We start from the raw sequence: 25,656 nt of genomic DNA, 5'->3' as shown, positions 1-25,656 counted from the left end.
GGCTACAAAGGAACGGCTTAAAAATACGAGCAGGATCCGCCGGGCTCACATGGATGCCGGCGGACCCTGCTCGAACAGAAAGGGTTAGGAGTCTCCGCCCGCGTTGCCCGTTGTTCCCGCGTTGACGTCGAGGAGCGCGTACTTCTCGATTGCCTGGCGCGGAGCGTCTGCGTCTACCTCTCCCCGCTTCGCGAGGAGCTCAAGAGTGCGTACGACGACGGAGTGGGAGTCGATCTTGAAGTACCGCCTGGCTGCGGCGCGTGTGTCTGAAAAGCCGAACCCGTCCGCTCCGAGTGTGGCGAAGTCCTGCGGCAGGAACTGGCGGATTTGATCCGGAACAGCCTTCATGTAGTCGGTGACGGCCACGATCGGTCCGGGTGCGTCGCCGAGCCGCTTGGTGACGAAGGGAACGCGGGCCTCTGCATCGGGGTTGAGGAACGCCTCCTCCTCGGCGGCGAGTGCGTCACGCCGCAGCTCCGTCCACGAGGTCACCGACCACACATCGGCGGAGACATTCCACTCCTCGGCAAGAATGCGCTGCGCCTCGAGCGCCCACGGGACGGCCACGCCGGAGGCCAGGATCTGTGACCTCGGAGTATTCTCCGCGGAATGCCCGTCCTTGAGCTTATAGATGCCGCGGAGCAGCCCGTCCACATCGAGGTTCTCCGGCTCTACCGGCTGGATGATGGGCTCGTTGTAGACAGTGAGGTAGTACATGACGTTGGGATCGGCCCCGGAGACTGCGTTGCCGTTACCGTACATCCGCTCGAGGCCATCGTGGACAATGTGTCCGATCTCGTATCCGTAGGCCGGGTCGTAGGTGATGACGGCGGGGTTGGTGGAGGCAAGGATGGGTGAGTGTCCGTCGGCGTGTTGGAGGCCTTCGCCGGTGAGGGTGGTACGGCCTGCGGTGGCGCCGATGATGAACCCGCGGGTCATCTGGTCACCGGCTGCCCAGAAGGAATCTCCCGTGCGCTGGAATCCGAACATCGAGTAGAACACGTAGATCGGAATCAGCGGCTCGCCCTGCGTGGCGTACGCCGTGCCAGCCGCGGTGAACGCAGCAACTGATCCGGCTTCATTGATGCCGGCGTGGAGGATTTGGCCTTGAATCGATTCCTTGTACGCGAGGACCAGGTCGCGGTCTACCGAGAGGTAGTTCTGGCCCTTGGGGTTGTAGATCTTCGCTGTCGGGAAAAAGGCATCGATGCCGAACGTCCGGGCCTCGTCCGGAATGATTGGCACCACCCGCTTGCCGAACTCCTTGTCCCGCATGAGGTCCTTGAGGAGGCGGACGAAGGCCATCGTGGTGGCGGCCTGCTGCTTCCCCGAGCCGCGCTTGGCCACTTCATAGGTCTTGTCTCCCGGGAGGGCGACCTCTGAATGCTTGGTACGGCGTTCCGGTAGGTACCCTCCGAGGGCCTTGCGGCGTTCGTGGAGGTATTTGATTTCGGGGGAGTCGGGTCCGGGGTGGTAGTAGGGCGCGTTGTAGAGGTCGGCTTCGAGTGCTTCGTCGGGGATGGGGATGCGCAGGTGGTCGCGGAAGTCCTTGAGGTCCTGAAGGGTGAGTTTCTTCATCTGGTGGGTCGCGTTACGGCCCTCGAAGTGTGAACCCAACCCGTATCCCTTGACCGTTTTGGCCAGAATCACGGTCGGTTTGCCCTTGAACTCGGTGGCGGCCTTGTACGCCGCGTACACCTTCCGGTAATCATGCCCGCCGCGCTTGAGTCCCCACACCTGCGCATCATCCATATCCGCCACGAGATCCTTCGTGGCCGGGGTCTTCCCGAAGAAGTGATCGCGCACAAACCCACCGGATTCTGCCTTGTAGGTCTGGTAATCCCCGTCAGCGGTCTCGTTCATGATCTTCACCAGATCCCCGGTGGTGTCTTTGGCGAGCAGGTCATCCCACTCCCGGCCCCACACCACCTTGATCACGTTCCACCCGGCACCGCGGAAAAACGCCTCGAGTTCCTGCATGATCTTCCCGTTACCACGCACCGGCCCGTCCAGGCGCTGCAGGTTGCAGTTGATCACGAAGTTCAGGTTGTCCAGATTCTCATTGGCCGCCAACTGCAACAACCCACGCGATTCGGGCTCATCCATCTCCCCGTCCCCCAGGAACGCCCACACCTGCTGATCACTGGTGTCTTTCAACCCGCGGTTCTGCAGATACCGGTTGGACTGCGCCTGATAGATCGCGTTCATCGGCCCGATCCCCATCGACACCGTCGGGAACTCCCAGAACTCCGGCATCAACCTGGGGTGCGGATACGAGGACAACGCATGACCGGCCCTGGACTTCTCCTGCCGGAACCCGTCCAGATCCTCCTCGGTCAGCCGGCCCTCCAGGAACGCCCGCGCATACATCCCCGGCGACGCGTGGCCCTGGAAGAACACCTGATCTCCACCACTGGGGTGGTCCTTACCCTTGAAGAAATGATTGAACCCCACCTCATACAGGGTCGCCGCACCCGCATACGTGGAAATATGGCCACCCACACCGATCTCCGGACGCTGCGCCCGATGCACCATCACCGCAGCATTCCACCGCATCCACGCCCGGTACTTCCGCTCGATCTCCTCATCCCCAGGGAACTCAGGCTCCTCATCGACCGGAATCGAGTTCACATAATCAGTAGTCACAACACTGGGAAGACCCACCGACCGGCCACCAGCACGCGCCAGCAAACGCCCCAAAACATCACGGGCACGATCAGAACCACGCTGATCAATCAACTGATCAAAGGACTCAATCCACTCAGCCGTCTCCTCAGGATCCGAATCCCCACCAACACCCGAACCCACAATCCCCTGATCAGCAACCATGCCAAACCCTCCCAATCCGCAGATTATGTCTGCGACGTCTACGACTTCGTGCTTCGGGCCGTTGCTCGTCGAAGCGGTCAGAATCCGGTCGGCGTTCGCCGCACCTATGGATTCACTGTGACACTCTAGCCCCGCGGGCTGTTTGATGCGTAGCTGAACGGGTACCGGTGGGGCCAGGTTACGCCCTCACCGAACACCCCTCTCTTTCCTCTGCTCACCGGCTGTTTCCGGCTGGCGAAGGTCCGGGCGCGGGCGGACGGGCCGTCGTCGTTGTGCTGGCGGCGCGGAAAGCGCGGGTTGAAGCGTGGCGCTTAAGGGTGTTGGCTGGTAATAATGCATATCAACGTACTGTGGATCCGGGGCCAGAGGCACCACCGAGACAATCGCAGTGACAATCGCAGCCTTTCGGAAGGAAAAAAGTGAGCGAGGCCGAAGCCGCCACAGCAGGAAGCGTGGCGGGCAAACTGGGTTTCAAGGACGGCGACCTTGTTCAGGAACTTGGGTACGACGAGGATGTTGATTTCGACTTCCGTGCGGATCTGGAAGATGAGATCGGATCGGAACTGCTGACGGAGGACGATCAGGATGTTGTCGACGGCGTAGTCCTATGGTGGCGTACTGATGACGGCGATCTGGTGGATGCGCTGGTGGATTCACTGACTTCGCTCGATGATGGCGGCGTGGTCTGGCTGCTGACACCGAAGTCGGGCCGGGACGGGTATGTCCCGCCGTCTGAAATCCAGGAGGCAGCGCCTACTGCCGGACTTCATGCCACGTCTTCAGCCGGAGTCTCCCGGGACTGGGCGGCAACCCGGCTAGTGGCCCGTCGCAAACAGTAGGTGACAATTCAGCCGGCGCCCGGCCACCTTGCTCCGGGGTTTGAACTCCCCAACCAACACGGGGAGCCGGTCAGTCTGAGCGCGCTGCGCGGTACCGCCGTCGTGCTGGTGTTCTACCCGTTCGCGTTCTCCCGCGTCTGCACCGATGAACTGGATGAACTACAGGCGAATCTGGGGGAGTTCCGGAGCCGCAGCGCGAGAGTGCTGGCCGTCTCGATCGATCACCGGTATGCCCTGCGCACTTACGCAGAGCAGAGGGGATACGGGTTCGACCTCCTCTCTGACTTCTGGCCGCACGGTGAGGTGGCTGAACAGTATCGTGTGCTGAATTTGTCAGAGGGATATGCGCGTCGAAGTACTTTCTTCATCGATCCTGCCGGACTCATCAATTCGCGCGTGGACGCTCCTCTGGGAGAGGGCCGGGCCTTCGAGACCTACCGTTCCGCTCTCCTCAGTCTTTCCCAACACACCGCAGAATCTCCGCGATGACATCTTCGCCGCTGCCGCACGCATCGTCGCTCCCAGGATTCGGAACAACAGGATTCGTCCGGGGTGAGCCTGCCGCGGCAAGCTCTCTGACGGCTTCGCAGCTGACGAGCCTGCGTGGGGTGGCTGATCTTCTTGCGCATCTGCGCCTCACTGTTCTGACTGGCGCAGGTTTGAGCACGGATTCCGGTATCCCGGATTACCGTGGACCGAATTCCGTCCCCCGGAATCCCATGACGTACCAACAGTTCGTGGGCGACGACGCACTAAGGCGGCGCTATTGGGCACGTAACCATATCGGCTGGCACCACCTGCGTCGGGCGCACCCGAACGACGGCCACCGTGCCCTGGTGCGGATGGAGCAGCGGGGGCTGCTGACCGGCTTGATCACACAGAATGTGGACCGGCTGCATTCGTCGGCCGGCAGCACGAAGGTTGTGGATCTGCACGGAACGTATGATCGCGTGGTGTGTCTGAGCTGTCGTACCTTGTTCAGCCGCCAGGACATCGCGGGGCTGCTTGAGCGGCTCAATCCCGGGTACCTCGAGCGCACCGGCAACGCCGGTGACGTTGCACCTGATGCAGATGCCGATGTTGACGACACCTCCGACTTCATGGTTGCGCCTTGCCCGGTGTGCGGCGGCATGCTCAAGCCGGACTTCGTCTACTTCGGTGAAAACGTACCCAAGGATCGCGTGGATCGGGCGTATGCGATGGTGGATGACGCCGGCGCCCTCCTGGTTGCGGGCTCGTCACTGACAGTCATGAGCGGCCTGCGATTTGTGCGCCATGCGGCCAAGCAGGCAAAACCGGTTGTCATCATCAACCGGGGTGCAACCCGAGGAGACGACTTCGCGTCGTTGAAGCTTGAACTCGGCGTCTCGGAATCGTTGGCGTACCTCGCGGACGCCTTACCCGGGGCTACGACCGAGGAGGTGGGACCAGCGAGACGCTGATTGGCATTGCAGAGCGTCGATCCGGTACAGTAATTCCTCGTGGTGGAGAACAGGTCAGTCCAGCCCCGCCGTGTCAAGGGTCTTTAGCTCAGCTGGTAGAGCGCCACGTTTACACCGTGGATGTCATCGGTTCGATCCCGGTAGGACCCACCAAGAAAAACCCCGTTGTTCCCGGCCCTGCGGCCTGGGCAGCGGGGTTTTTCGCGTGTCTGTTCTTGTTCGTATCCGGTGCTTTTTGCTCGACGCTTCCATGCACGAATGTTTCGACGGATTACCTCAGCGCGGAAGCGCCGTCTGGCTTCGAACATGACGCCGGTAATAGGGTGGGAGAGCCAAGGCGCACAGGGGCGTCGCTAAGTGATGTGTCCCTGACCACGGGGGCAACCTGCAGATGGAGACTTGATGAGTGCACAAATCGGCGTGACCGGCCTTGCCGTCATGGGAGCAAACCTGGCACGGAACCTCGCACGCAACGGGTACACCGTAGCCCTTCACAACCGCTCGGTTGAGAAGACCGATGCTTTGCTTGAGAAGCACGGAAGCGAGGGTGATTTCATCCGGACGGAGTCCCTCCAGGAACTGGTTGACTCGCTGGAGAAGCCGCGCCGGGTGCTCATCATGGTAAAGGCGGGCGCTCCGGTGGACTCCGTCATCGAGCAGCTCGAACCGCTGCTGGAAGCGGGGGACATCATCATTGATGCCGGCAACTCACACTATGAAGACACGCGCCGGCGGGAAGCGGCGCTTGCGGAGAAGAATCTTCACTTCGTTGGGGTCGGTGTTTCTGGTGGCGAGGAGGGAGCGCTGCTCGGACCCTCCATCATGCCCGGTGGCTCACGTGAGTCCTATGACTCGCTTGGTCCCATGCTGGAGAAGATCTCTGCCAAGTACAACGGCGAGGCGTGCTGCCGGTGGATCGGCACCGACGGCGCCGGGCACTTCGTCAAGATGGTGCACAACGGCATTGAGTATGCCGACATGCAGGTTATTGGCGAGGCCTATGATGTCCTTCGCACTGCTGCTGGGATTGAGCCGGCAGACCAGGCAAAGATCTTCAGCGAATGGAACACCGGAACACTCTCGTCCTTCCTGATCGAGATCACGGCTGAAGTCCTCGCCCACACCGACGAGCGCACCGGCAAGCCGTTCGTCGACGTCGTCGTCGATTCAGCGGGCCAGAAGGGTACCGGCCGCTGGACTGTCGTTTCGGCACTTGAACTCGGTAGCCCCACCTCAGGCATCGCGGAATCCGTGTTCGCACGCGGCCTCTCCTCACAGCGGGGTCAGCGTGAGCTTGCACAGGGCATTCTTGAGGGTCACGAGGGCACAGTTGAATTGCCCGAGGGTTTCGTTGAAGACGTTCGTCTCGCGCTGTACGCGTCGAAGCTGGTCAGCTACGCCCAGGGCATTGACATGCTGACAGCGGCTGCAACGGAGTACGGCTGGGACCTGAAGCTCGACGAGATCGCTTCACTCTGGAGGGCCGGTTGCATCATTCGCGCCGAGCTGCTCGACGACATCATGAAGGCTTACGCGGGAGATGAGAGGCCGGCTAACCTGCTCCTGGCTCCGGCGTTCGCTGAATCCATTGCAGGTGCGGTTCCCGCATGGCGCCGCGTCGTTGCAACTGCGGTCCAGTTGGGCATCCCGGTTCCGGTGTTCTCCTCGTCCCTGGCCTACTACGATGGCCTCCGCCGCAAACGACTGCCTGCCGCACTCACCCAGGGCCTCCGCGATCTCTTCGGAGCCCACACCTATAACCGCGTGGACGCTGAGGGCACATTCCACACGCTCTGGGGCGAAGACCGCTCGGAAGTCGAAGCCGTCGACACACACTAGGAAACCTGAAGCACGAAATAGCGCCCCAGCGGAACAATCCGATCCGCCGGGGCGCTATTTGTCGTTCTCGCCAGCTTTGGCTAGATATACAGGGCCGGGTCAATGTACTCGGCTGGATCCACCGCAGGCAGCGTTTCGCGTGCGGAGTCCCGGTGACGGAAAGTCGCGGGAATGCCGGTGATGATGGAGTCGGGCGGCGTATCCTTCACAACGACGGCGTTGGCACCCACCGCGCTGCCCGCACCGATGGTGATCGGACCAAGAACCTTGGCGCCGGCCCCGATCGTGACGCGGTCGCCGATGGTTGGGTGCCGCTTGACCTTCTCCAGGGACCGCCCGCCGAGGGTCACTCCCTGATACATCATGACGTCGTCGCCGATTTCAGCGGTGCCGCCGATCACCACACCCATACCGTGGTCTATGAAGAAGCGCCGGCCGATAGTAGCCTGCGGGTGTATCTCGATACCCGTCAGGAACCGGGCCGTCTGGGCGAGGATCCGGGCCGGAAACCGTAGCGGTGGAACCCGCCACATACGATGCGTCAGGCGGTGTACCCAGATGGCGTGCAGCCCTGAGTACACGATTCCGTTCTCGACGTCCCCTCGGGCTGCCGGATCATGGGCGCGGGCGGCCTCGAGGTCTTCTCGCATTCTCGCTAGGAAGCTCACAAACCACCCTCTGTTGAAGAAATGACTAACCCCGGATGTCGTCGAACAGTACGGTGGAAATGTAGCGCTCTCCGAAATCGCAGACGACGGCGACAATGAGCTTACCTGCGTTTTCAGGACGTTTGGCCAACTCCAGTGCTGCCCAGACGATGGCTCCGGAGGAGATACCGCCGAGGATGCCTTCCTGGGTACCCAGTGCACGTGCTACACGGACGGAATCTTCGACGCTGGCATCCATGACCTCGTCGTAGATGGAGGTATCGAGAATCTCGGGAACGAAATTGGCCCCAAGCCCCTGGATCTTGTGGGGACCGGGCGCGCCACCATTGAGGATTGCGGAATCCGCCGGCTCCACGGCCACAATCTGTACGCCCGGCTTCCGGTCCTTGAGTACCTGCCCGACGCCGGTGACGGTCCCGCCGGTCCCGACTCCGGCGACGAAGATGTCCACCTTGCCGTCGGTGTCATTCCACACTTCCTCGGCAGTGGTTTCGCGATGAACTGCCGGGTTTGCTTCGTTAGCGAACTGACGGGCCCAGATGGCATTGTCGCTGGCGGCTACGATTTCCTTCGCGCGATCTACAGCTCCACGCATGCCCTCGGAGCCGGGGGTGAGAACGATCTCCGCACCATAGGCCCGCAGCATCACCCGGCGCTCGGTGGACATGGTCTCCGGCATGGTGAGGACAACCTTGTAGCCGCGGGCAGCGCCCACCATGGCCAGTGCGATACCTGTGTTACCCGAAGTGCCCTCGACGATCGTGCCGCCCGGCTTCAAAGCCCCCGCTTTCTCGGCGGCATCGATGATTGCGACGCCGATGCGGTCCTTGACGCTGTTGGCGGGGTTATAGAACTCAAGCTTGACCGCTACTTCCGCATCCAGCCCTTCGGTCAGGCGGTTCAGGCGCACCAGCGGAGTGCGTCCTACCAACTGGGTGACGTCGTCGTAAATCGGTGCCATGAGATTCCTGTCTGGGTTAGGTGAAGGAGTTGAAGCAAAACTGTGCTCAGCCTAGTCAGCGGCCGGAAGCAGAACTATGCCATGAGCCATTCAGCGTAATATTTCCGGGCTTTGGCAAGCTTCGGATTGATAATCACCTGGCAGTAGCCCTGCTCCGGGTGCTTGGCGTAGAAGTTCTGGTGATACTCCTCGGCTACGTAGAACCGCGGAAGGCGGACCACCTCGGTCACGATCGGGTTTGCCCAGTCCTCCTGATGCCGCTCGATGGCGCGCTCGAACAGCTCCTTTTGCTCAGCGTCCTGGTAGAACATTGATGAGCGGTACTGCGTGCCGACGTCGTAACCCTGGCGGTTGAGCGTTGTCGGATCATGTGAAGCAAAGAAGATGCCGAAGATCACTTCGACGGGCACCACCGTCTCATCGAAAGTGACGGCAACGACCTCCGCGTGACCGGTGATGCCGGAGCACACGGAATCGTAGTTGGGTTCGGGGTCGTGGCCACCGGTATAGCCGGACACGACCTCTGTTACACCCTGGGTTTTTTGGTAGACGGCATCGAGGCACCAAAAGCAGCCCCCGCCCAGCACGAAAGTCATCATGGTGTTAACAATGCTTCGATCAGCGCGATGATTCCCGTCGCACCGCACCAGGGCACAGCGAGTTGGCGCCGAAGCCTGACCGGGCTTTTGGAAGCTGGTAGAACTAGGGCTATGGAAGCTGACGAAGAACACTCCCCAGCAGTGGACGAGGCGAGTGACTCGAGACCCACTGTCGGCGACGTCCTGCTCGCAATCGAAGAATTGTGGCCCGAGTCGCTGGCGGAGGGATGGGACGCCGTCGGCCTTGTTGTCGGTCGTCCGGATCGGGAGGTTTCGACGATTGTCTTCGCTGTGGATCCCTCGGAGGCTGTCGTCGGCGATGCCAGGAAACTTGGAGCGGATCTCATCGTTGCGCATCATCCGCTCATGTTGAAGCCGGTGAATTCGGTGGCGGCCACCCATGCCAAGGGCGCGGCCGTCCACGGGCTCATCGAGGCAGGCTGCGCGCTGGTTACTGTGCACACAAATGGGGACAGCGCGGTTGGCGGCGTTTCGGACGTCCTCGCTGACGCATTCGGACTGACCAATGTGGAACCGCTCGCAGGTTCAGCCGATGGGCTGCCTGAAGAAGGTATCGGCCGCGTCGGCGATCTGGCAGAGGTGACTTCGCTTGGAGAATTTGCGGAGCTGGTCTTCGGTCTGCTGCCCGCTGTTGCCGGCGGAATGCGGGTGGCCGGTGATCGTCACGGTCTTGTCCGGCGGGTAGCTGTCTGCGGCGGGGCGGGGGACAACCTGTTCGATCAGGTGCGTGCAAGCCAGGCTGATGTCTACGTGACCGCGGACCTCCGGCACCACCCGGCACTGGAAGCGCGGGAAGCCGCAGTGAACGGGCGCCCGTACCTTATTGATGTGTCCCACTTCGGCAGTGAGTGGCTCTGGCTGACGCCCGCGGCGAACGCGCTGTCCAACGTCCTGTCCGATCAGGGATTCACCGTTGACGTCCGGGTCAGTGCCGTTAATTCGGACCCCTGGGATTTTGTGCTCACGCCCGGTGAAGGCTAGCAGGCCGCACAAAATTGCCGACGCGCGGTGTGCTCAAGCGCGTGCCATAAGGTAGACGGACAACGAAATTCGGCGACGGCGGAGGACTATCGGTGGCAAAAGCACCTCAGGCGGAACAACTACGGCTTCTTGACCTGCAGGCCAGTGATTCCAAACTCAATCAGTTGCAGCGGCAAGCGGCCACCGTCAGCGCTAATCCTGAGTTGGTCGCGCTGGCAGCGCAGGTAGCGGACGCCGAGTCCGCACTGGTGTCTGCAGCCACAAACCTCGGGGATGCCGAGCGGGATCTCACCCGCGCGGAGGATGACGTGCAGGCAGTCGTCACAAGGCTGGAGCGTGATGAGCAGCGCTTGAACAGCGGCTCCGGCACGTCGAAGGACCTCACGGCGCTTCAAAGTGAGGTCACCTCGCTCACCCGGCGCCGCTCGGACCTTGAGGATATCGAGCTCGAGGTGATGGAGCGGGTCGAAACCGCGAGGGCAGCACGGGATGATGCCCGCAAAAGGTCGGAGACAGTCCGGAGTCAGCTCGGGGAACTTGAGCGGGCTCGGGACGAGGAACTGGGCCGGATCGATGCCGAGCGCGCCGAGGTCCAGGCCGCACGCGATCAACTGGCGGCTTCTTTTGAGCCGGCCCTTCTCGCAATCTACGAGAGGACACTGGCCAAGCGCGGAGTCGGCGCGGCTCGTCTCTTCCACGGCCGGTCCGAGGGATCAGGCATGGAGCTCAGCCCCGGTGATCTCGCCGACATCTCACGCGCCGCGGCAGACGACGTCGTCTTCTGCCCCGACTCTGGCTGCATCCTTGTGCGTTCGTCCGAGTGGGGAAGCTGAGAAAGTGCAGGACTCCGCCGGAACACTGTTCGACGACGCATTTCCCTCCGCCACCGACGAGAGCCCTGACGGCCCTGCCCGTGACCTCCTGATCGTTGAAGCTGACGGCGGCTCCCGGGGAAATCCGGGCCATGCGGGCTACGGTGCGCTGGTACGTGATCCAAAGACGGGCGCGATCCTCGTGGAGAAAGCCGGCTACATCGGTATTGCATCCAATAACGTGGCGGAATACTCGGGGCTCCTCGCGGGCCTCACATTGGCGGATGAAATTGACTCCGGCTGTCGAATCCTTGTCAAGATGGATTCGAAGCTTGTCGTCGAGCAGATGAGCGGACGCTGGAAGATCAAGCATGCGGACATGCAGAAGCTGGCCGGGCGGGCCCGCCGCATCGTGGATTCCCGCCGCGTCCAGTACGAGTGGATTCCCCGCGAGAAGAACAAGGACGCAGACAGGCTCTCGAACGAGGCTATGGATGCAGGAATGGCAGGGGTTGAGTGGAAGCCCAAGAGCTCCCCGAGCCCGCAGGAAGATTCTAGGCCGGGCGAGAATGCCGACGTCGGTGGTCCACGGATAGCGTCAGGGACCCTGCATCATGTCGAGATCTGGATTCAGGATCTTAATGCCGCGCGCAGCAGTATGGGGTGGCTATTCGAACGGTTAGGGTTCCTTCCCAAGGACAGCTGGGAGAACGGCGCAAGCTGGGCAGGCAACGGTACCTACCTCGTGCTCGAGGCCGGCCCTGATGTCCTGTCGGGGCCACACGAGCGGCGCCGGCAAGGCGTCAATCACCTCGCCTTCAACGCCGGTACGCGAGCGCAGGTGGACCTGCTCGCGCGCCGGGCTGGAAGCCATGGATGGACCCTCCTGTTCCGTGATCGGCACCCCTACGCGGGTGGGCGGGAGCATTACGCAGCCTACCTGGAGAACGCAGAGGGGTTTGAGGTTGAACTCGTTGCGGACCAGAACGCGCATAGCCCCGGGACCAGGACGAGTCAGGCGGAGTGTGCCAGGACAACGTTCAGTTGAGCCGCTTTCCTACTGGTTGCAGGCACGAGGTCGCACGTCCATCGCTCCGATGCGGCCCGGAGTAATTGCTCTGGTGTCGCCGGCGGTTTTCCCCTGCGGGTGAGTAGGTGACGAGCCAGTTCGCCGCGGGTCTGTTTGGCGAAGTGGGAGACGACCGTCCTCACTCCCTTGCGTTGCTGGAACACGTTCACTGCGACCGTTCGCTCCGGCACTCCGGACCACACGGTGGCGTAGGTGCTTGAGCGGCAGTCGACGATGAGTGAATCGCCGGCCCGCTCATCGAGGACGGACCGGAGCCGTTGCCGCCAGAAGGATGCCAGCCTGCCCGTGCCAGGCAGGTCAACTGACATCGAGAGCCGGTAGGCCGGCACTGCATCGGTGAACCCGACGGCACCCCACAGTGCAGAAACGACGACGACGGCGGAATCCGCCTTTCGCTTTTGCGTGGGGGTCATGCTGCGGTATCCCAGGGCATCATAGAGCACTCCGGAGTAGATGGAGTGGGCCGGCGCGGCGGGAACGTGGCGCAATTCGGTATTGCGGCGCACTTCCGCCGCGAGGGAATTCCCCACTCCGAGAACAGCATGTGCGTCATGGTGGGCGCTGGTCTTCGCAAGTGCGGCCAGCACTTCCGACCGGGCATCAGTCAACCCCGGAAATGCAAGCGAAGCCAGATCGAGGGGGCGCCCTTTGACTGCAGCCGTTTTTCCTTCAGAGGGCGGGAGCAGAATAAGCACCTCAACACTCTACCGTCGAGGGATCAGCGAAATGCTGCACACCAGGTCCGCGGCACATACGGCGTCTCCCGGCGCGTAGAATCGGAATGGATGGGTTGGCCAGGCGGCCGCGTGTGAAGCGCTTTTCGTGCTTCTCCCGAGGAACGTCCGGGCTCCGCAGGGCAGGGTGGTGGGTAACGCCCACTCGGGGTAACCCGCAGGCAAGTGCCACAGAGAATAGACCGCCCCGCTGGTTCGCCCAGAGGGGGTAAGGGTGAAACGGTGGTGTAAGAGACCACCAGCGCACTGGGTGACCGGAGCGGCTAGGTAAACCCCACCCGGAGCAAGGCCAGACAGGACACGGTTGAGGGCTGCCCGCCCGAGTGTCCGGGTAGGCCGCTGGAGGGCGCCGGCAACGGCGTTCGTAGATGGATGGCCGCCACTGCAGCTCCTCACGGATCCGCAGGACAGAACCCGGCGTATCGGCCAGCCCATCCACTTTCCGCAGGTTTTGCTCCACCGGCTCTGCATAATCCGTGCGAAGCGGTGTTTCGTCAAGAGTGCGGGCCCGTTCCCGACCAGTCATCCACAACCGGGCTTATCACCAGAGACGTTCCATTACGCTAAGGGAATGGCCGAGACGACTGCACCCAGAGCTTCCCTGGTGAGTCGCAATCCTAACTTCAGGGCTCTGTGGTTATCGGCTACGGTAGGCGTTTTCGGCACTGCCGTTGCAGCTGTCGCCCTGCCGATCATTGCGGCGGTTGAGCTCGCGGCCAGCGACTTTGCGGTGGCGGCCCTTGCCGGCATGGCGTTCCTGCCCTGGCTGCTTTTCGGCCTGCCTATCGGAGTATGGGTTGACCGCTGGAAGCGCAAGCCTGTCATTGTCTGGTCCCTCGTGGCACGGATAGCGTCGCTCGCGACACTTCCGGTTGCGTACTGGTTTGGAATGCTTACGGTCACCCACCTGTTCGTCGTCGCATTCATAGCCGGTTTGTCATCGGTTTTCTTCAGCCTCGCCGATCAGGCGTTGGTGCAGCAGGCGCTCTCGGGGGATGAGCTGGTCGAGGGGAACGGCATCATCACCGCGTCCGGCGCCTCCGCAGACGCGGCGGGCAGGGGTATCGCGGGGTGGCTCACCGTGGTGATGGGAGCCTCCAACACACTTCTTGTGCAGGTGGGGGCGTCGCTCGCCTCTCTCGCTGCAATCTCGTCGTTGCGCATCGAAGAAAAGCCGGTCGCTGTTCGGGAGCGGCGCATCTTCGTGGAGATGATGGACGGGCTGCGGTACACCTTCAGCACGGCGCCGCTCCGGGCAATCCTCTTCAACGCTGCACTGTGGAACCTGGGCGGCAGCATGGTCGCCTCGCTGATGGTGCTGTTGGTTGTCCGGGTGCTGCAGGAGTCGGAAATCTGGCTCGGTCTGTTGATGGCTGCAACGTCGGTGGGAGGGGCTGTAGGCGGGCTAAGCGCCAAACGGCTTACCGAGCGACTGGGTTCCGGACCGGTGTGGCGGTGGTCGATGGTTCCGGGCGTGCTTGGGTACGCGTCGCTCCTCATCATGACTCCGGGTCCAGGAATGGTGATCGGACTGGTCGGGATGTTCGTTATGGGTGTATCGATCGCGCTGAATATCGTTGTCGGCACAAGCTTCCGCCAACGTGTCTGTCCGCCGGCAATGATGGGAAGGCTGGGAGCTGCAACGAGGATGGTCAGTTGGGGGATGCTCGGCATCGCCAGCATCCTCGGCGGAGTCCTCGCCGAAGTGTTCGGCATTACCTCAGCCGTGCTGGTGGGTGTACTGCTGGCTGCTACAGCTCCAATGGTGGCGCTGTTCGGATCGCTTCGTTCGGTGGACCGTCTCGAAGACCTCGCCCGCGAGCCGCTGCCGGCTGACTAGTGGCCGAATGGGTCCGGATCGACACCCGGCATCCAGGTCAATCCCGGCTGACCCCACCCGTTGACCTTGGCGGCTTTCCTTGCTTTCCGCGAGTACTGCGCATTCAGCCGGTCAACATACAGAGTGCCGTTCAGATGATCGAACTCGTGCTGCATGCAGCGCGCAAACCACCCGGTTGCCTCGAACTCGATCGCGTTGCCCTCGCCGTCATACCCGTTGACCTTCGCCCACTCTGCGCGCTTGAGCGGGAAGGACTCTCCCGGGAATGAGAGGCACCCCTCCGACTCTTCCTCGTCCGGTTCGGCGCCGGAAACCTTCGTGGTGACCAGTGTGGGATTGACCAGGACTCCACGAGGGGGAACGTCGTCGTCATTCGCCATTCCGTAAACAAAGATGCGCAGACCCACCCCGATCTGCGGTGCCGCGAGGCCAACACCGTTCGCCTCGTCCATCGTCTCGTACATGTCTGCAATGAGGGAGCGCAGCTCATCGTCGAATTGTTCGACGTCGACAGCGCGCCTGTGCAGCACGGGTTCGCCGGCGATGGTGATGGGACGGACAGGCATAGGGACTCTTCCTTGCTCCGGTGGCTAGCGGGCGATATGGCGGCCGACGGTTTCGCGCATGATCTCACTCGTGCCGCCGAAAATGCTCAGGAGACGGACAGCGAGGAAGGCCTGCGCGATCGGGTATTCGAGGATATAGCCGTAGCCACCGTGGAGTTGCAGGCAACGATCCGTAACCGACTTCACCCGTTCGCTGGCCCATAGTTTGACCCGGGCGGCGCTGACGGCGTCCAGCGCTCCTTCATTGAACGCCACGACGGCCCGATCAACATAGGTTTCCAGAACCTCGACCTCGGTCTGGATGTCCGCAAGTTCAAACCGGGTGTTCTGAAAGTCGATGATCCGCTCGCCGAAGGCATTGCGTTCCTTCGCGTAGTGCACGGTTGTCTCATACATGGTCCGCGCCACGGCCGAGGATGCAACGGCAATCGCCAGACGCCCCTGCGGCAACTGTTCGGCCACGTACCGCAGCCCGTGCCCGGCCTCGCCGACGAGGTTCGCCTCCGGTACTCGCACGCTGTCGAAGAAGAGCTCGGACGTATCGGAGGCCTTCAGCCCCATCTTGTCCAACTGCTTCCCGGTCTCATATCCGGGACCCTTCTCGACCATGAACAGGGAGAAGGACTCGCTGCCGCCGCGTCCGGTGGAGCCATCCGTGCGGGCGAGGACCAGCGAGGCATCACCGCTGATCCCGTTTCCAATGAAAGTCTTCTGTCCGTTGATCAGCCAGCCGTCGCCGTCGCGCACGGCCTTGGTCCGGACGCCCCGCAAGTCACTGCCGGCGCCAGGCTCAGTCCATGCCACGGACGTGATCTTTTCGCCGGTGACCATGCCGGGCAGCCACTGCTGCTTGAGCTCGTCCGAGCCGTAGGCGAGCAGGTGGGGAAGGACCATGTCGTCGTGCAGGTGAAGAGCCAGCGCTGCGCCAAGGTGGTTGGCCCGGGCAAACTCTTCGTCGAGGACTACCCGGAAGCGGTAATCGGGCATGCCGGCTCCACCAAATTCCTCGGGCACGGCCAGGCCAAGCAGCCCCTGTTGACCGGCGGCGCTCCACATGCTGCGCGGCATAATGCGTTCCCGGTCCCACTGCGCGTAGTGCGGGGCAATCTCCCGTGCGTTGAACTCCTGCGCCACGTCCCGGAACAGTTCGTGGTCCTCCTCGAACAACGCCCGTTTCATACAGTTTTCCCTTCTGCTGATCCCCGTTTCGCGCAGCTCTAAACGAAGCGAGGAAATGCCAATGGCCGCCCCGAAATTACAGGACGGCCACGGAAGCCTGCGGCTACTGCCGGCGGGCGAAATGGGGTGAGTAACGGGGTTTGAACCCGCGACCTCCTGGACCACAACCAGGCGCTCTGCCAACTGAGCTATACCCACCATGCGACTCGGTAAGCAACCCGAGCGTGCACCGCACGGGGGGCGGGCTTGCTGGGGCTGAACGAGGCAGCGCAAACAATTCTACACACTTTTCGGACCACTTTTTCCAGGCACTCGGAACCCCAGCGCCCTGGACCGGTGACGCCTAGCTTCCGGCGGTGAGATTCCGCGCTGCCGTGCGGCTGGTCTCCGAATCGGGTCCGGGACCAGGAACAAAGATGGTGCTCCGGTAGTACTGCAGTTCCCGGATCGAATCCCTGATGTCGCCCAGTGCCCTGTGGTTGCCGATCTTCTCCGGAGCTTGGAAGTAGGCGCGTGGATACCAACGACGAGCCAACTCCTTGATGGTGGACACGTCCACCACCCGGTAATGGAGGTGTTCAACCACCAGAGGCATGTCGCGGGCAAGGAACACCCTGTCGGTTCCCACGGAGTTGCCACCCAGTTGTGCGCGACGCGGTTCCGGCACATGCGCGGTGATGTACTTGAGTACGCGGTCCTGGGCTTCCTGCATGGTGACTCCGGACGGCAGCTCTTCCAGCAGGCCTGAAGCGGTATGCATGTTGCGCACGAAGTCGCCCATGGACTCCAGTGCGCCGGGAGGCGGTGCAATGACGACGTCGACCCCCTCACCGAGAATATTCAGTTCAGAGTCGGTGACGATGACTGCCACCTCAATCAGGGCATCCGCGACGGAGTCCAGGCCCGTCATCTCGCAGTCGATCCAGACGATGGGCTCACTAGTTATCGGCACCCGACAAATGTACCGGGTTATCGGTTGACCCCGGTCTATGTGTACAACCGTTCGGCGGCGTCCGGGCAGGTGAATGCTAAAATCGAGCGACCTCGATTCCTCCTCGCCGCCCTGTCAGACTGACGATCGGACCCTCCCGCAATGACCGCCCCTGCGCCTGCTTCCGTTGCGACCGCGCACATCGGGCGCCCCAGGATTGCGATCATTCAGGGCTTCATTGGCTCAATGCTCATGCTTGTCGGATCGTTCGGCGTAGGCTGGCTCTCGCTCGCTTCCAGGGAACTCCGGCAGGTGCAGGTGATCATCTGGCTGCGGTTCGAACCTGCCGGCGCTGTCCTTTCCGTCATTCTGCTTGCGTTGGGAGGGATGCTCCTGGTCAGGTCATGGCTGAGGCTCGGTCAACGTCTGCAGGGGTGGGGACCGGAGACGCATCGGACAATCCTGACCGCAATCCTCGCCTGGGCTGCCCCTATGTGCTTCGCGCTGCCCCTGTTCAGCAGGGATGTTTTCGCTTATATCGCTCAGGGCCAGGTCATGGTCGCCGGGCTTAACCCGTACGAAGACGGCTATTCCCAGATCTCCAACTATCTGCAGATCGGAGCGGATGATCTGTGGGCACAGAGCCCAACTCCGTACGGTCCTATTTTTCTCTGGATGGAAGAGCTGATAGTCCGTGCGACCGGAGGGCAGCCTGACCTGTCCATCCTGCTCTTTCGCCTGCTGGCGCTCGTGGGCGTTGCCTTGTGCATCTATTACGTGCCGCGACTCGCAGAACTGCATGGAGTGAATCCACATCGAGCGCTGTGGCTAACCGTTGCCAACCCGCTCTTCCTGACCAATTTCGTAGCGAGCATCCATAACGACTCCCTTATGGTGGGCCTTGCAGTGGCCGGACTCTATTTCGCAGCGAAGGGACGTTATGTCACGTCGGTTCTCCTGGTCACACTGTCCATCGGTATCAAGCCGATCACGCTGATTTTCCTCCCGTTCATCGGCCTGATGTGGGCAGGCCGGGATGCAAGTTGGCCGCGCAAGATCCTCTACTGGGCCATCACGGCGGGGATGTCCCTCGGAATCCTTTGGATTCTGGGAATCATGAACGGTTTCGGCTTCGGGTGGGTCGGCGCGCTCAGCACACCCGGCAGCGTGTGGATCTGGTATGCACCGGTCGGGTTCCTGGGCATGGTCGTGGCAGTGACCGGAGACGCCCTCGGTTTCGACGGCTGGTCATGGGCGGATGTTGTCCACACGATCGGCACTTTGGTGTCGCTGGTACTGATCACCTGGCTCATTTTCAAGGGGGACCATGCGCACCTCGTCCGCCGGCTGGCGCTGGCGCTCACCGCCGTCGTACTCCTAGCGCCAATGATCCAGGCCTGGTATGTCGTATGGCTGATTCCTTTGTTTGCCGTGACCGGGATCAGGGATGACTGGCAGGTGAAGGTGCTGTACTTTCTGGTGTCCTTTTTCATGATTTATGCGATCTCCGACCAACTGGACATATTCCCCTATATCGAACTTGACCTTGGAACTGCCCGCCAGATTGCCGCAGTGGTCGGGGTGGCGTTTGCGACCTATCTCGTGCTGTTGGATCCGCGAACGAAGACCCTCTTTCGAGGGTCGCGATCAACGGATCAGCTCCCTCTTAGCCGATAAGCACCGGTCCAGCGAACATGCGAAGCGTGCCTGATGACGCAATACTGGAAGGATGAGCGAACTGCAGGAACAGGTTGTCCGGGCCGCATTTGATATCTCGCAGTGGGAACCTGAGTCATATTCGGTGGAAGGCGCTGACAGTGAACTGACGCGTGTTCGCGCGACGAAAGAGTTCGCCGGAGACATCGAAGGTTCTTCGGTTGCTGAACTGCTCATGGCCGGCAATAACAGGGGAGCCGGTTATGTGGCATCAGAAGTCTTCACGGGTAGCGTTCTTGGGCGGCGCGGTAGCGTGATCGTCCAGCATTGGGGGCTGGCTGAAGGAAACGCAGCGGCGAGTTCCGGACACATCATTCCCGGGTCAGGGACTGATGAACTGGAGGGTATCGCTGGCCGGGCAGAGTACTCGCAGGACGTTGCGGGCCAGCACTATCTCGAACTGCGAGTGACCTTTCCCGAATGATTCGGTGCCCCCGGCGCGACTCGAACGCGCAACCTACGGATTAGAAGGCCGTTGCTCTATCCATTGAGCTACGGGGGCCTGGCGGGCGAACTGCCCACATGAGTTTAGCGGTTCCTAGTCTGCGTTATCTCCTCCACAGCGGACAAATTGCACTGCACTTTCGCACATAGCCGCATCCACAGGCCACTGGGCAAGCGATCTCGTCACAGACTGGAATCAGCCGACGCACCGGTGTCGGTTCTCGTTTTCTTGAAGGGACGCATGATGAGCAACTATGTGACAATCCGCGGTTTTGTGGGTACCGAGATCAAGTGCGCTGTAGCAGGTAGTGGGCTGCCGATCGCCAAATTCAGGCTGGGTAGCTCTGATCGCTACTTCGACAAGAAGACCAACGCGTGGGTGGATGGCGACACCAACTGGTATTCAGTGTCAATGTTCCGGCAGTTGGCCACCAACGCCGGCGTAAGCCTGCAGAAAGGCGACCGCATCATTGTCACGGGCAAACTAAGGGTTCGCACCTGGATCACTGACGAGGGTAAAAGCGGCACCACCGTTGAAATTGATGCGGATTCAGCCGGGCATGACCTCGTGTTCGGCACAGCCAGTTTCCGGAGATCAAGTGCAGATCGGAATGACTCTGCGGTGCAGGAAGGTGCAGATGAGGGTTTCGATGGCGTGAACTACGCCACCGGCGAGATTTCCACACCCGGTTACGGGGCGCCCGGTACAGCCGTTGAGGAGTCGCCCGAGCCATCGGATGACCCGGCGGAGACGGAGGTCGGCGGGGACCGGGAATTGGCGTCGGCGCCCTTCTAGACGAATTCCCGGCAGCGCCATGACACAATTGCTGCATACGGAGACCGGTGAGGGGCAAGGATGGACATCAGGACAGTACGATCGGCTGCGCTGTCGTGCATCCTGTGTGTGGGCATCGGAATCGGCGCCAGCGGCTGCGGGACGGGCGCTGCCGGAAGTGAACCCCGGGCTATCCGAATGGCACCGGCAGCGCAAAGCCCCGGTACTGCAGTATCGACCGCCCCCAATCCCTCCGATATCGGCGCACTTACCTCCAGTCTCAAGGACTCCTTGAGTTCGTTGGCAGCTGAGACAGATGACCCGGATGCAGAAGCGCTGCTGGCTGCCTTCGAGGCGGCGGGAGCGGACCAGCGTTCCGTCGAGGTGTCCATTGATACCACTCCAACCGGTCTCGAAGTAGACGCGATGACCGCCGCCGTGCCGCTTGGAGACACCTGCGTCTTCGGGCACATCCGTGATGGCTCTTCAACAGTCACTCAACTTCCCGTCCTCGCCAGCGGCAGGTGCTTCGTCGGGGACCAGCGGTAAAAGCCCACAGCCGGGCGCACCAACGGGACGCCGTCGAATATGTTCTAGGCGTCCTCACGCCGTAGCCTTGGACTATGGCGGAATTTATCTACACAATGACCAAGGCCCGTAAGGCCGTTGGGGACAAAGTAATTCTCGACGACGTAAGTATGTCGTTCTACCCGGGCGCCAAAATCGGTGTCGTGGGGCCCAACGGCGCGGGAAAGTCCACCATCCTGAAAATCATGGCTGGTTTGGATACTCCCTCGAATGGCGAGGCACGGCTTAGCCCTGGATACACAGTTGGCATCCTCCTCCAGGAACCGCCCCTGAACGAGGAAAAGACGGTTCTCGGCAACGTGCAGGAGGGCGTCGGAGAAATCTATGGCAAGATCCAGCGCTTCAACGAGATCTCCGAAGAAATGGCCAACCCTGACGCCGATTACGGTCGGCTGCTCGATGAAATGGGCAAGCTCCAGGAAGCCATTGACGCCGCAGACGCCTGGGACATCGATTCCCAGCTCGAGCAGGCGATGGATGCCCTGCGCTGCCCACCGCCCGAGGCTGACGTGTCGATACTCTCCGGTGGAGAGCGGCGCCGCGTTGCGCTGTGCAAGCTGCTGCTCCAGAAGCCGGACCTGCTGTTGCTGGACGAACCGACCAACCACCTTGACGCTGAAAGCGTGCTGTGGCTCGAGCAGCATCTGTCTGCCTACCCCGGCGCAGTTCTCGCCGTCACTCACGACCGCTACTTCCTTGACCATGTCGCTGAGTGGATTGCGGAGGTTGACCGCGGACATCTCTACCCCTATGAAGGCAACTACTCCACGTATCTGGAGAAGAAGCGTGCGCGGCTCGAGATTCAGGGCAAGAAGGACCAGAAGCTTTCCAAGAGGCTTACTGAGGAGCTTGAATGGGTGCGGTCAAACGCGAAGGGTCGCCAGACCAAATCCAAGGCGCGTCTTGCCCGCTATGAGGAGATGGCATCGGAAGCAGAGCGGACCAGAAAGCTGGACTTCGAAGAAATCCAGATTCCACCCGGCCCGCGCCTCGGCAGCCAGGTGATTGAAGCACATGATCTCCGGAAGGGTTATGACGATCGCATCCTCATCGATGGACTGTCCTTCTCTCTGCCCCGGAACGGTATCGTCGGAGTAATCGGCCCGAACGGCGTCGGAAAGACCACCCTGTTCAAGACCATCGTCGGTCTGGAACCGCTCGACGGCGGAGAACTGAGGATCGGCGAGTCCGTCAAGATTTCCTATGTGGACCAGTCCCGTGGCGGGATCGATCCCAATAAGTCGCTGTGGGAAGTAGTGTCGGACGGCCTTGACTACATTCAGGTCGGCCAGGTCGAAATGCCGTCCCGTGCTTACGTGTCCGCGTTTGGTTTCAAGGGACCCGACCAGCAGAAGAAGGCGGGAGTGTTGTCCGGCGGCGAGCGTAACCGGCTGAACCTCGCGCTGACGCTGAAGCAGGGTGGAAATCTGCTCCTCCTCGACGAGCCCACCAACGACCTCGATGTCGAGACTCTTTCCAGCCTGGAAAACGCGCTGCTCGAATTCCCAGGCTGCGCCGTTGTGGTCTCGCACGACCGGTGGTTTCTGGACCGGGTAGCTACCCACATCCTGTCTTACGAGGGCACTGAGGAAGACCCGGCGAACTGGTACTGGTTCGAGGGTAACTTCGAGGCGTATGAGGAAAACAAGGTTGAGCGGCTTGGCCCTGATGCCGCCAAACCTCACCGTGTGACACACCGGCGTCTCACCCGCGACTAGAAAAGCGAGCTGACATTGACTGAGGGAGCGTGCGGACCGCGCGCTCCCTCAGTCAGTTAAGCACGGATCTCAATTCTTCCAGCGACGCATCTTCTGGTCCATCAGCTTTTTCTGCACGGCACCCTTCAGCTTGCTGCCTGCGTCGTCAGGCACGCGGATCATGCCCTCTTGCGCGACTGTGGCAACGAGATGGCCGGAGCGGTTATAGATTTTTCCTAACGCCAGCCCGCGGGCACCGGAAGCGCTGGGTGATGTCTGGATGTACAGCAGCCATTCATCGACCCGAACCGGGCGATGCCACCACATGGCATGGTCTAGACTCGCCACGCTCATCCCCGGGTGAATCCAGGTAAGGCCGTGCGGGCGCAGGATCGATTCGAGCAGCGTGTAGTCGCTCGCGTACGCAAGAGCCGCCTGATGCATCGCGGGATCTGCGGGCATCGCTCCGAATGTTTTCATCCAGACGGCGTTCACAGGTTCATCCGATCCTGTGTTCTCGACATAGAGCGGGGAGTCGATATGGCGGATGTCGAACGGGCGATCATAGGCCCACGCTTTCGCCACCGGATGATCGAAGCGTCCCAGGAGATCCGCCGTCGAGGGGAGCGACTCCGGCTCCGGGACGTCGGCCGGCATCGACTCCTGGTGCGTGATTCCCTCATCAGGTTGTTGGAAGGAAGCGATCATTGACAGGATGGGCACGCCGTTCTGGTATGCGTGAACCCGACGCGCCGAGAATGACCGTCCGTCGCGCAGCCGCTGTACCCCGAAGGTGATGGGCAGGGCGGCATCGCCGGCCCTCAGGAAGTAGCCGTGCATTGAGTGCACAAAGCGCGCCGATTCCACGGTGCGGATAGAAGCCATCAGAGCCTGGGCGAGCACCTGGCCTCCGAACACACGCTTGCCCGGTTGCTTCACCGGAGTAGCCACGAAGATCTCCTCGTCCGTCTGGGCTCCTGCGGCGCTGTCCAGGTCGAGAAGGGTGACAAGCGCGGCTGTAGGGTCCTGTGAGGGCTGGACGGACATGGTGATGGTTGGCTCCTTGTACTACACGGCGCTGTGCCTGGACGGCTCCCGGCTCATCCGGCAGCATGCCTTCAGTGGAACCATCACCGACATTAGACTGCGCGGCGTTCAGCCTCAACTGCGCGGATGAGAGAATTGCACCATGTCTCAACCCTCCACCATGTCCCGAGAACTCTCACTTGCCGATCCACAGGTGATGCTGGACCTGCGCACTTACGTGGGACGCGCACGCGCAGCCGAGGACGGAGCAGTCCGTCTCCAAGCCAGCGGGAAGGTGCTGGCGGCGTACGTATGCATCCTCGCCCCCCGCATTCTCGGCGAGGCGACGCCGACGGTCCTCGGCCTGCGCACCATTCCGCTCGCGGAACCGGGACAGCTGGACACAACGGTGGCTTTAGCGTCCGTGTCCGACCGGCTGGCCCGCATGACGGAGAACGACGTCGTTCTGCCGGTGCCGCCGACAACGGTCACTGAAATCTGGGCTGGAGTTCTGCCGCCGCGGGCCGGCTGGGAATCGAAAGGCTCGATGTCAACTGACCTGCTGCTCGCCGCTGCCTCGGAGGGTATCCGGGAAGTGGCTCAATCAGTGCCGCAGTCTCCCGGCGCCATCGTTGTGAACAACGCACGCGGCATCATTTGGGGACGCCCGGTTGCAGAGGCACCGGCGGATCTGCCCGCAGGGGCAGCTTTTGGTGCGTTTGTCCTCGGTTTCCTGAAACCGGGCGAGCGGGCAAGCATCTTCACCAACAACCGTTGGACGCGCCTGAGTACGGGAACCGGGCACGTCCTCGTACGCCAGGCCGCTGTTCTCTAAACCGCAGCAGGGCTCTGCAGACCTCAGGCTGAATTGACCATGGAATGTGCCGCCCGATCCAGATAGTCCCATAGCGTCGCCTCGTGCAGCGGTGAAAGTTCAAGGGAATCGACGGCGTCGCGCATATGCGTCAGCCAGCGGTCGCGGGCAGCCGGTGTGACGTGGAAGGGCTGGTGGCGCATCCGCAGACGGGGGTGGCCACGAGTCTCACCGTAGGTTTTCGGTCCGCCCCAGTACTGCTCAAGAAACAACAGGAGGCGTTCCTTGGCTGGACCCAGATCCTCTTCCGGGTACATGGGACGCAGCAACTCATCCGATGCCACGCCGGCGTAAAACACATCGACCAGGCGGACGAACGTTTCATGCCCACCGACGGCCTCGTAAAAGTTGTCGGTATAAGACGGCTGGTCAAAACGCGGCCCCACCGGGGTCAACTGGGCAATCGGTTCACCGAATCTCGACGGGATGGGAATCGGACCGGGTGTTTCACTGCTCATTGGCTTTTTCCACCTTTTCGTCATCTGCTGCGGGCGGAACGTAGTTGCCCTGTGTCCTGTTGCCTACCTTCATGATGTCACCGTTGCGGATGTACCAGATTGCACCGTTCTCATCCACCATGCGTGTGATTCGCAGTCCGACGGACTGCACAACCCCGACGGTATCTCCCACCTCGATGACGTCGCCGATGCCGTACTGATCTTCGATGGTGATGAAAAATCCCAGGAACGCGTCCCGGATTACTTCCCGGGCTCCGAAACCGATGGCAATACCGACGATCCCGACGCTTGCGAGGATAGGACCGATGTTGACTCCGAGCTGCTCGATTGCGGTCATGAGCGCGATGATCGCGATCGTGACCGCCGTCGTGCTGCGCAGTAGCGCACCGATGGTCTCGGCTCGTTGCATTCGCCGCTTGTGGTCAAGTGTGCGCAACACCGGCTGCGCCCACTGGAAATGCGGTTTCTTGAACATCTCATAGCCGTTCTGCACACGCTTCACCATGCGGTTGATCAACGCGCGAAGTATGAGCCAGAGTATGAGAGCGGCCAGCAGGATCAGCGCGGCGGCGATGATGTTTCCGCCGTAACCGAGCTGGTCAAGAAACTGCATGGGAATACCTTTCATCGGGCTGTACGCGGCCGGGAACATTCAGGGCTCGTCGGGCAGCTCAAGATTACCCGTCGTCGGCAGGCGCGAGCGCACACTGGTTCCCGGCGGCAATCGCGCTGCGCCGCTTAGATTAG

At 61.7% G+C, this 25,656-nt stretch carries 25 protein-coding genes, 3 tRNA genes and 1 other RNA gene; 16 read left to right on the top strand and 13 right to left on the bottom strand.

The window, feature by feature from the left end; genetic code table 11:
• Nucleotides 1–84: 84 nt before the first annotated feature.
• Nucleotides 85–2,829, bottom strand: coding sequence for a pyruvate dehydrogenase (acetyl-transferring), homodimeric type (aceE, locus tag ACZ2GY_RS09685; protein WP_471671768.1), 2,745 nt, complete (start codon nucleotides 2,827–2,829; stop codon nucleotides 85–87).
• A gap of 419 nt (nucleotides 2,830–3,248) precedes the next feature.
• Here aceE and ACZ2GY_RS09680 point away from each other — a divergent pair, with 419 nt between their 5' ends.
• The 5 genes from ACZ2GY_RS09680 (at nucleotide 3,249) to gndA (ending at nucleotide 6,949) form a co-directional block, all read left to right on the top strand.
• Nucleotides 3,249–3,668 (top strand): DUF3052 domain-containing protein, encoded by a 420-nt coding sequence (locus tag ACZ2GY_RS09680; protein ID WP_056546830.1) that lies wholly within the window; start codon nucleotides 3,249–3,251, stop codon nucleotides 3,666–3,668.
• On the top strand, nucleotides 3,669–4,157 hold the full coding sequence (locus ACZ2GY_RS09675) for a redoxin domain-containing protein (RefSeq protein WP_471671767.1): 489 nt from the start codon (nucleotides 3,669–3,671) through the stop codon (nucleotides 4,155–4,157).
• Nucleotides 4,154–5,110 carry an NAD-dependent protein deacetylase gene (locus tag ACZ2GY_RS09670; protein WP_277357255.1) on the top strand — a complete coding sequence of 319 codons (957 nt, stop codon included), beginning with the start codon at nucleotides 4,154–4,156 and terminating at the stop codon, nucleotides 5,108–5,110. The genes ACZ2GY_RS09675 and ACZ2GY_RS09670 overlap by 4 nt, the downstream gene beginning before the upstream one ends.
• A 77-nt stretch (nucleotides 5,111–5,187) precedes the next feature.
• Nucleotides 5,188–5,263: transfer RNA gene (locus ACZ2GY_RS09665), tRNA-Val, on the top strand.
• A gap of 249 nt (nucleotides 5,264–5,512) precedes the next feature.
• Complete coding sequence (gene gndA / locus ACZ2GY_RS09660; RefSeq protein WP_277357256.1) at nucleotides 5,513–6,949, top strand: NADP-dependent phosphogluconate dehydrogenase; 1,437 nt, start codon at nucleotides 5,513–5,515, stop codon at nucleotides 6,947–6,949.
• An 80-nt stretch (nucleotides 6,950–7,029) separates the two neighbouring features.
• Here the strand turns inward: gndA and epsC are convergent, their stop codons facing one another.
• The 3 genes from epsC to msrA form a co-directional block, all read right to left on the bottom strand.
• On the bottom strand, nucleotides 7,030–7,617 hold the full coding sequence (gene epsC, locus ACZ2GY_RS09655; RefSeq protein ID WP_056546842.1) for a serine O-acetyltransferase EpsC: 588 nt from the start codon (nucleotides 7,615–7,617) through the stop codon (nucleotides 7,030–7,032).
• Nucleotides 7,618–7,642: 25 nt separating this feature from the next.
• Nucleotides 7,643–8,578 carry a cysteine synthase A gene (gene cysK / locus ACZ2GY_RS09650; protein ID WP_056546844.1) on the bottom strand — a complete coding sequence of 312 codons (936 nt, stop codon included), beginning with the start codon at nucleotides 8,576–8,578 and terminating at the stop codon, nucleotides 7,643–7,645.
• A gap of 74 nt (nucleotides 8,579–8,652) precedes the next feature.
• Complete coding sequence (msrA, locus tag ACZ2GY_RS09645) at nucleotides 8,653–9,177, bottom strand: peptide-methionine (S)-S-oxide reductase MsrA (RefSeq protein WP_277357257.1); 525 nt, start codon at nucleotides 9,175–9,177, stop codon at nucleotides 8,653–8,655.
• Between the two features lie 111 nt (nucleotides 9,178–9,288).
• Between msrA and ACZ2GY_RS09640 the strand changes: the two genes are divergently transcribed.
• From ACZ2GY_RS09640 to ACZ2GY_RS09630, 3 genes are all read left to right on the top strand, one after another.
• Nucleotides 9,289–10,179 carry a Nif3-like dinuclear metal center hexameric protein gene (locus ACZ2GY_RS09640; RefSeq protein ID WP_277357258.1) on the top strand — a complete coding sequence of 297 codons (891 nt, stop codon included), beginning with the start codon at nucleotides 9,289–9,291 and terminating at the stop codon, nucleotides 10,177–10,179.
• A gap of 92 nt (nucleotides 10,180–10,271) precedes the next feature.
• The gene (locus ACZ2GY_RS09635; RefSeq protein ID WP_471671766.1) at nucleotides 10,272–11,012 is read left to right on the top strand and encodes a zinc ribbon domain-containing protein; all 741 of its coding nucleotides are present in this window, start codon (nucleotides 10,272–10,274) and stop codon (nucleotides 11,010–11,012) included.
• Nucleotides 11,013–11,100: 88 nt separating this feature from the next.
• Nucleotides 11,101–12,039 (top strand): reverse transcriptase-like protein, encoded by a 939-nt coding sequence (locus tag ACZ2GY_RS09630; protein ID WP_471673580.1) that lies wholly within the window; start codon nucleotides 11,101–11,103, stop codon nucleotides 12,037–12,039.
• On the opposite strand, the gene ACZ2GY_RS09625 is transcribed toward ACZ2GY_RS09630, so the two are convergent.
• Nucleotides 12,006–12,776, bottom strand: coding sequence for a YaaA family protein (locus ACZ2GY_RS09625; RefSeq protein WP_471671765.1), 771 nt, complete (start codon nucleotides 12,774–12,776; stop codon nucleotides 12,006–12,008). The genes ACZ2GY_RS09630 and ACZ2GY_RS09625 overlap by 34 nt on opposite strands.
• Before the next feature lie 91 nt (nucleotides 12,777–12,867).
• Here ACZ2GY_RS09625 and rnpB point away from each other — a divergent pair.
• Together rnpB and ACZ2GY_RS09615 are read left to right on the top strand one after the other, a co-directional pair.
• Nucleotides 12,868–13,253: RNase P RNA component class A (gene rnpB, locus ACZ2GY_RS09620), an RNA gene on the top strand.
• Nucleotides 13,254–13,419: 166 nt separating this feature from the next.
• Nucleotides 13,420–14,655 carry an MFS transporter gene (locus ACZ2GY_RS09615; protein ID WP_471671764.1) on the top strand — a complete coding sequence of 412 codons (1,236 nt, stop codon included), beginning with the start codon at nucleotides 13,420–13,422 and terminating at the stop codon, nucleotides 14,653–14,655.
• On the opposite strand, the gene def is transcribed toward ACZ2GY_RS09615, so the two are convergent.
• The 4 genes from def to orn all read right to left on the bottom strand — a co-directional run bounded on the left by def (nucleotide 14,652) and on the right by orn (nucleotide 17,352).
• Nucleotides 14,652–15,221, bottom strand: coding sequence for a peptide deformylase (def, locus tag ACZ2GY_RS09610; protein ID WP_346028205.1), 570 nt, complete (start codon nucleotides 15,219–15,221; stop codon nucleotides 14,652–14,654). The two genes, ACZ2GY_RS09615 and def, sit on opposite strands and share 4 nt — an antisense overlap.
• Before the next feature lie 24 nt (nucleotides 15,222–15,245).
• On the bottom strand, nucleotides 15,246–16,400 hold the full coding sequence (locus tag ACZ2GY_RS09605) for an acyl-CoA dehydrogenase family protein (RefSeq protein WP_346028206.1): 1,155 nt from the start codon (nucleotides 16,398–16,400) through the stop codon (nucleotides 15,246–15,248).
• 122 nt (nucleotides 16,401–16,522) lie between these two features.
• Nucleotides 16,523–16,598 (bottom strand) — tRNA-His (locus ACZ2GY_RS09600).
• Between the two features lie 145 nt (nucleotides 16,599–16,743).
• The gene (gene orn, locus ACZ2GY_RS09595) at nucleotides 16,744–17,352 is read right to left on the bottom strand and encodes an oligoribonuclease (RefSeq protein WP_471671763.1); all 609 of its coding nucleotides are present in this window, start codon (nucleotides 17,350–17,352) and stop codon (nucleotides 16,744–16,746) included.
• Nucleotides 17,353–17,493: 141 nt separating this feature from the next.
• Here orn and mptB point away from each other — a divergent pair, with 141 nt between their 5' ends.
• Together mptB and ACZ2GY_RS09585 are read left to right on the top strand one after the other, a co-directional pair.
• On the top strand, nucleotides 17,494–19,008 hold the full coding sequence (gene mptB, locus ACZ2GY_RS09590; RefSeq protein WP_346028208.1) for a polyprenol phosphomannose-dependent alpha 1,6 mannosyltransferase MptB: 1,515 nt from the start codon (nucleotides 17,494–17,496) through the stop codon (nucleotides 19,006–19,008).
• Between the two features lie 52 nt (nucleotides 19,009–19,060).
• A complete protein-coding gene (locus ACZ2GY_RS09585) occupies nucleotides 19,061–19,471 on the top strand; it encodes a DUF3224 domain-containing protein (RefSeq protein WP_277357265.1) in 411 nt (136 codons plus the stop codon).
• Between the two features lie 5 nt (nucleotides 19,472–19,476).
• On the opposite strand, the gene ACZ2GY_RS09580 is transcribed toward ACZ2GY_RS09585, so the two are convergent.
• Nucleotides 19,477–19,549, bottom strand: a tRNA-Arg gene (locus ACZ2GY_RS09580).
• Between the two features lie 183 nt (nucleotides 19,550–19,732).
• Between ACZ2GY_RS09580 and ACZ2GY_RS09575 the strand changes: the two genes are divergently transcribed.
• From ACZ2GY_RS09575 to ettA, 3 genes are all read left to right on the top strand, one after another.
• Nucleotides 19,733–20,287, top strand: a complete 555-nt coding sequence (locus ACZ2GY_RS09575) for a single-stranded DNA-binding protein (protein WP_277357266.1) — start codon at nucleotides 19,733–19,735, stop codon at nucleotides 20,285–20,287.
• A 60-nt stretch (nucleotides 20,288–20,347) separates the two neighbouring features.
• A complete protein-coding gene (locus tag ACZ2GY_RS09570) occupies nucleotides 20,348–20,815 on the top strand; it encodes a DUF6993 domain-containing protein (RefSeq protein ID WP_471671762.1) in 468 nt (155 codons plus the stop codon).
• Nucleotides 20,816–20,889: 74 nt separating this feature from the next.
• Nucleotides 20,890–22,572 (top strand): energy-dependent translational throttle protein EttA, encoded by a 1,683-nt coding sequence (gene ettA, locus ACZ2GY_RS09565; protein WP_471671761.1) that lies wholly within the window; start codon nucleotides 20,890–20,892, stop codon nucleotides 22,570–22,572.
• A 69-nt stretch (nucleotides 22,573–22,641) separates the two neighbouring features.
• On the opposite strand, the gene ACZ2GY_RS09560 is transcribed toward ettA, so the two are convergent.
• Nucleotides 22,642–23,598 (bottom strand): acyl-CoA thioesterase, encoded by a 957-nt coding sequence (locus ACZ2GY_RS09560; protein ID WP_471671760.1) that lies wholly within the window; start codon nucleotides 23,596–23,598, stop codon nucleotides 22,642–22,644.
• Nucleotides 23,599–23,740: 142 nt separating this feature from the next.
• On the opposite strand from ACZ2GY_RS09560, the gene ACZ2GY_RS09555 reads away from it, so the two are divergent.
• On the top strand, nucleotides 23,741–24,412 hold the full coding sequence (locus ACZ2GY_RS09555; RefSeq protein WP_346028211.1) for a DUF8185 domain-containing protein: 672 nt from the start codon (nucleotides 23,741–23,743) through the stop codon (nucleotides 24,410–24,412).
• Nucleotides 24,413–24,435: 23 nt separating this feature from the next.
• On the opposite strand, the gene ACZ2GY_RS09550 is transcribed toward ACZ2GY_RS09555, so the two are convergent.
• Nucleotides 24,436–24,909: a globin gene (locus ACZ2GY_RS09550; protein WP_277357271.1), complete on the bottom strand. Its 474-nt coding sequence runs from the start codon at nucleotides 24,907–24,909 to the stop codon at nucleotides 24,436–24,438.
• Nucleotides 24,899–25,522, bottom strand: coding sequence for a mechanosensitive ion channel family protein (locus ACZ2GY_RS09545; RefSeq protein ID WP_277357272.1), 624 nt, complete (start codon nucleotides 25,520–25,522; stop codon nucleotides 24,899–24,901). Before ACZ2GY_RS09545 ends, ACZ2GY_RS09550 begins: the two co-directional genes overlap by 11 nt.
• Nucleotides 25,523–25,656: the final 134 nt, after the last annotated feature.

It is taken from the genome of Arthrobacter sp. KKT183 (genome assembly GCF_055657625.1).
Note: the sequence above shows the minus strand (reverse complement) of the source record. Positions and strands in the feature narration are given on the sequence as shown.

Bases quoted from the DNA above. Each gene is read 5' to 3' on its own strand.
- cysK (WP_056546844.1), bottom strand. From the start codon at position 8,578: ATGGCACCGATTTACGACGACGTCACCCAGTTGGTAGGACGCACTCCG.
- def (WP_346028205.1), bottom strand. From the start codon at position 15,221: ATGCCTGTCCGTCCCATCACCATCGCCGGCGAACCCGTGCTGCACAGG.
- msrA (WP_277357257.1), bottom strand. From the start codon at position 9,177: ATGATGACTTTCGTGCTGGGCGGGGGCTGCTTTTGGTGCCTCGATGCC.
- ACZ2GY_RS09605 (WP_346028206.1), bottom strand. From the start codon at position 16,400: ATGAAACGGGCGTTGTTCGAGGAGGACCACGAACTGTTCCGGGACGTG.
- ACZ2GY_RS09640 (WP_277357258.1), top strand. From the start codon at position 9,289: ATGGAAGCTGACGAAGAACACTCCCCAGCAGTGGACGAGGCGAGTGAC.
- ACZ2GY_RS09560 (WP_471671760.1), bottom strand. From the start codon at position 23,598: ATGTCCGTCCAGCCCTCACAGGACCCTACAGCCGCGCTTGTCACCCTT.
- ACZ2GY_RS09670 (WP_277357255.1), top strand. From the start codon at position 4,154: ATGACATCTTCGCCGCTGCCGCACGCATCGTCGCTCCCAGGATTCGGA.
- ACZ2GY_RS09575 (WP_277357266.1), top strand. From the start codon at position 19,733: ATGATGAGCAACTATGTGACAATCCGCGGTTTTGTGGGTACCGAGATC.
- ACZ2GY_RS09570 (WP_471671762.1), top strand. From the start codon at position 20,348: ATGGACATCAGGACAGTACGATCGGCTGCGCTGTCGTGCATCCTGTGT.
- aceE (WP_471671768.1), bottom strand. From the start codon at position 2,829: ATGGTTGCTGATCAGGGGATTGTGGGTTCGGGTGTTGGTGGGGATTCG.
- mptB (WP_346028208.1), top strand. From the start codon at position 17,494: ATGACCGCCCCTGCGCCTGCTTCCGTTGCGACCGCGCACATCGGGCGC.
- ACZ2GY_RS09550 (WP_277357271.1), bottom strand. From the start codon at position 24,909: ATGAGCAGTGAAACACCCGGTCCGATTCCCATCCCGTCGAGATTCGGT.
- ACZ2GY_RS09545 (WP_277357272.1), bottom strand. From the start codon at position 25,522: ATGCAGTTTCTTGACCAGCTCGGTTACGGCGGAAACATCATCGCCGCC.
- ACZ2GY_RS09585 (WP_277357265.1), top strand. From the start codon at position 19,061: ATGAGCGAACTGCAGGAACAGGTTGTCCGGGCCGCATTTGATATCTCG.
- ettA (WP_471671761.1), top strand. From the start codon at position 20,890: ATGGCGGAATTTATCTACACAATGACCAAGGCCCGTAAGGCCGTTGGG.
- ACZ2GY_RS09555 (WP_346028211.1), top strand. From the start codon at position 23,741: ATGTCTCAACCCTCCACCATGTCCCGAGAACTCTCACTTGCCGATCCA.
- gndA (WP_277357256.1), top strand. From the start codon at position 5,513: ATGAGTGCACAAATCGGCGTGACCGGCCTTGCCGTCATGGGAGCAAAC.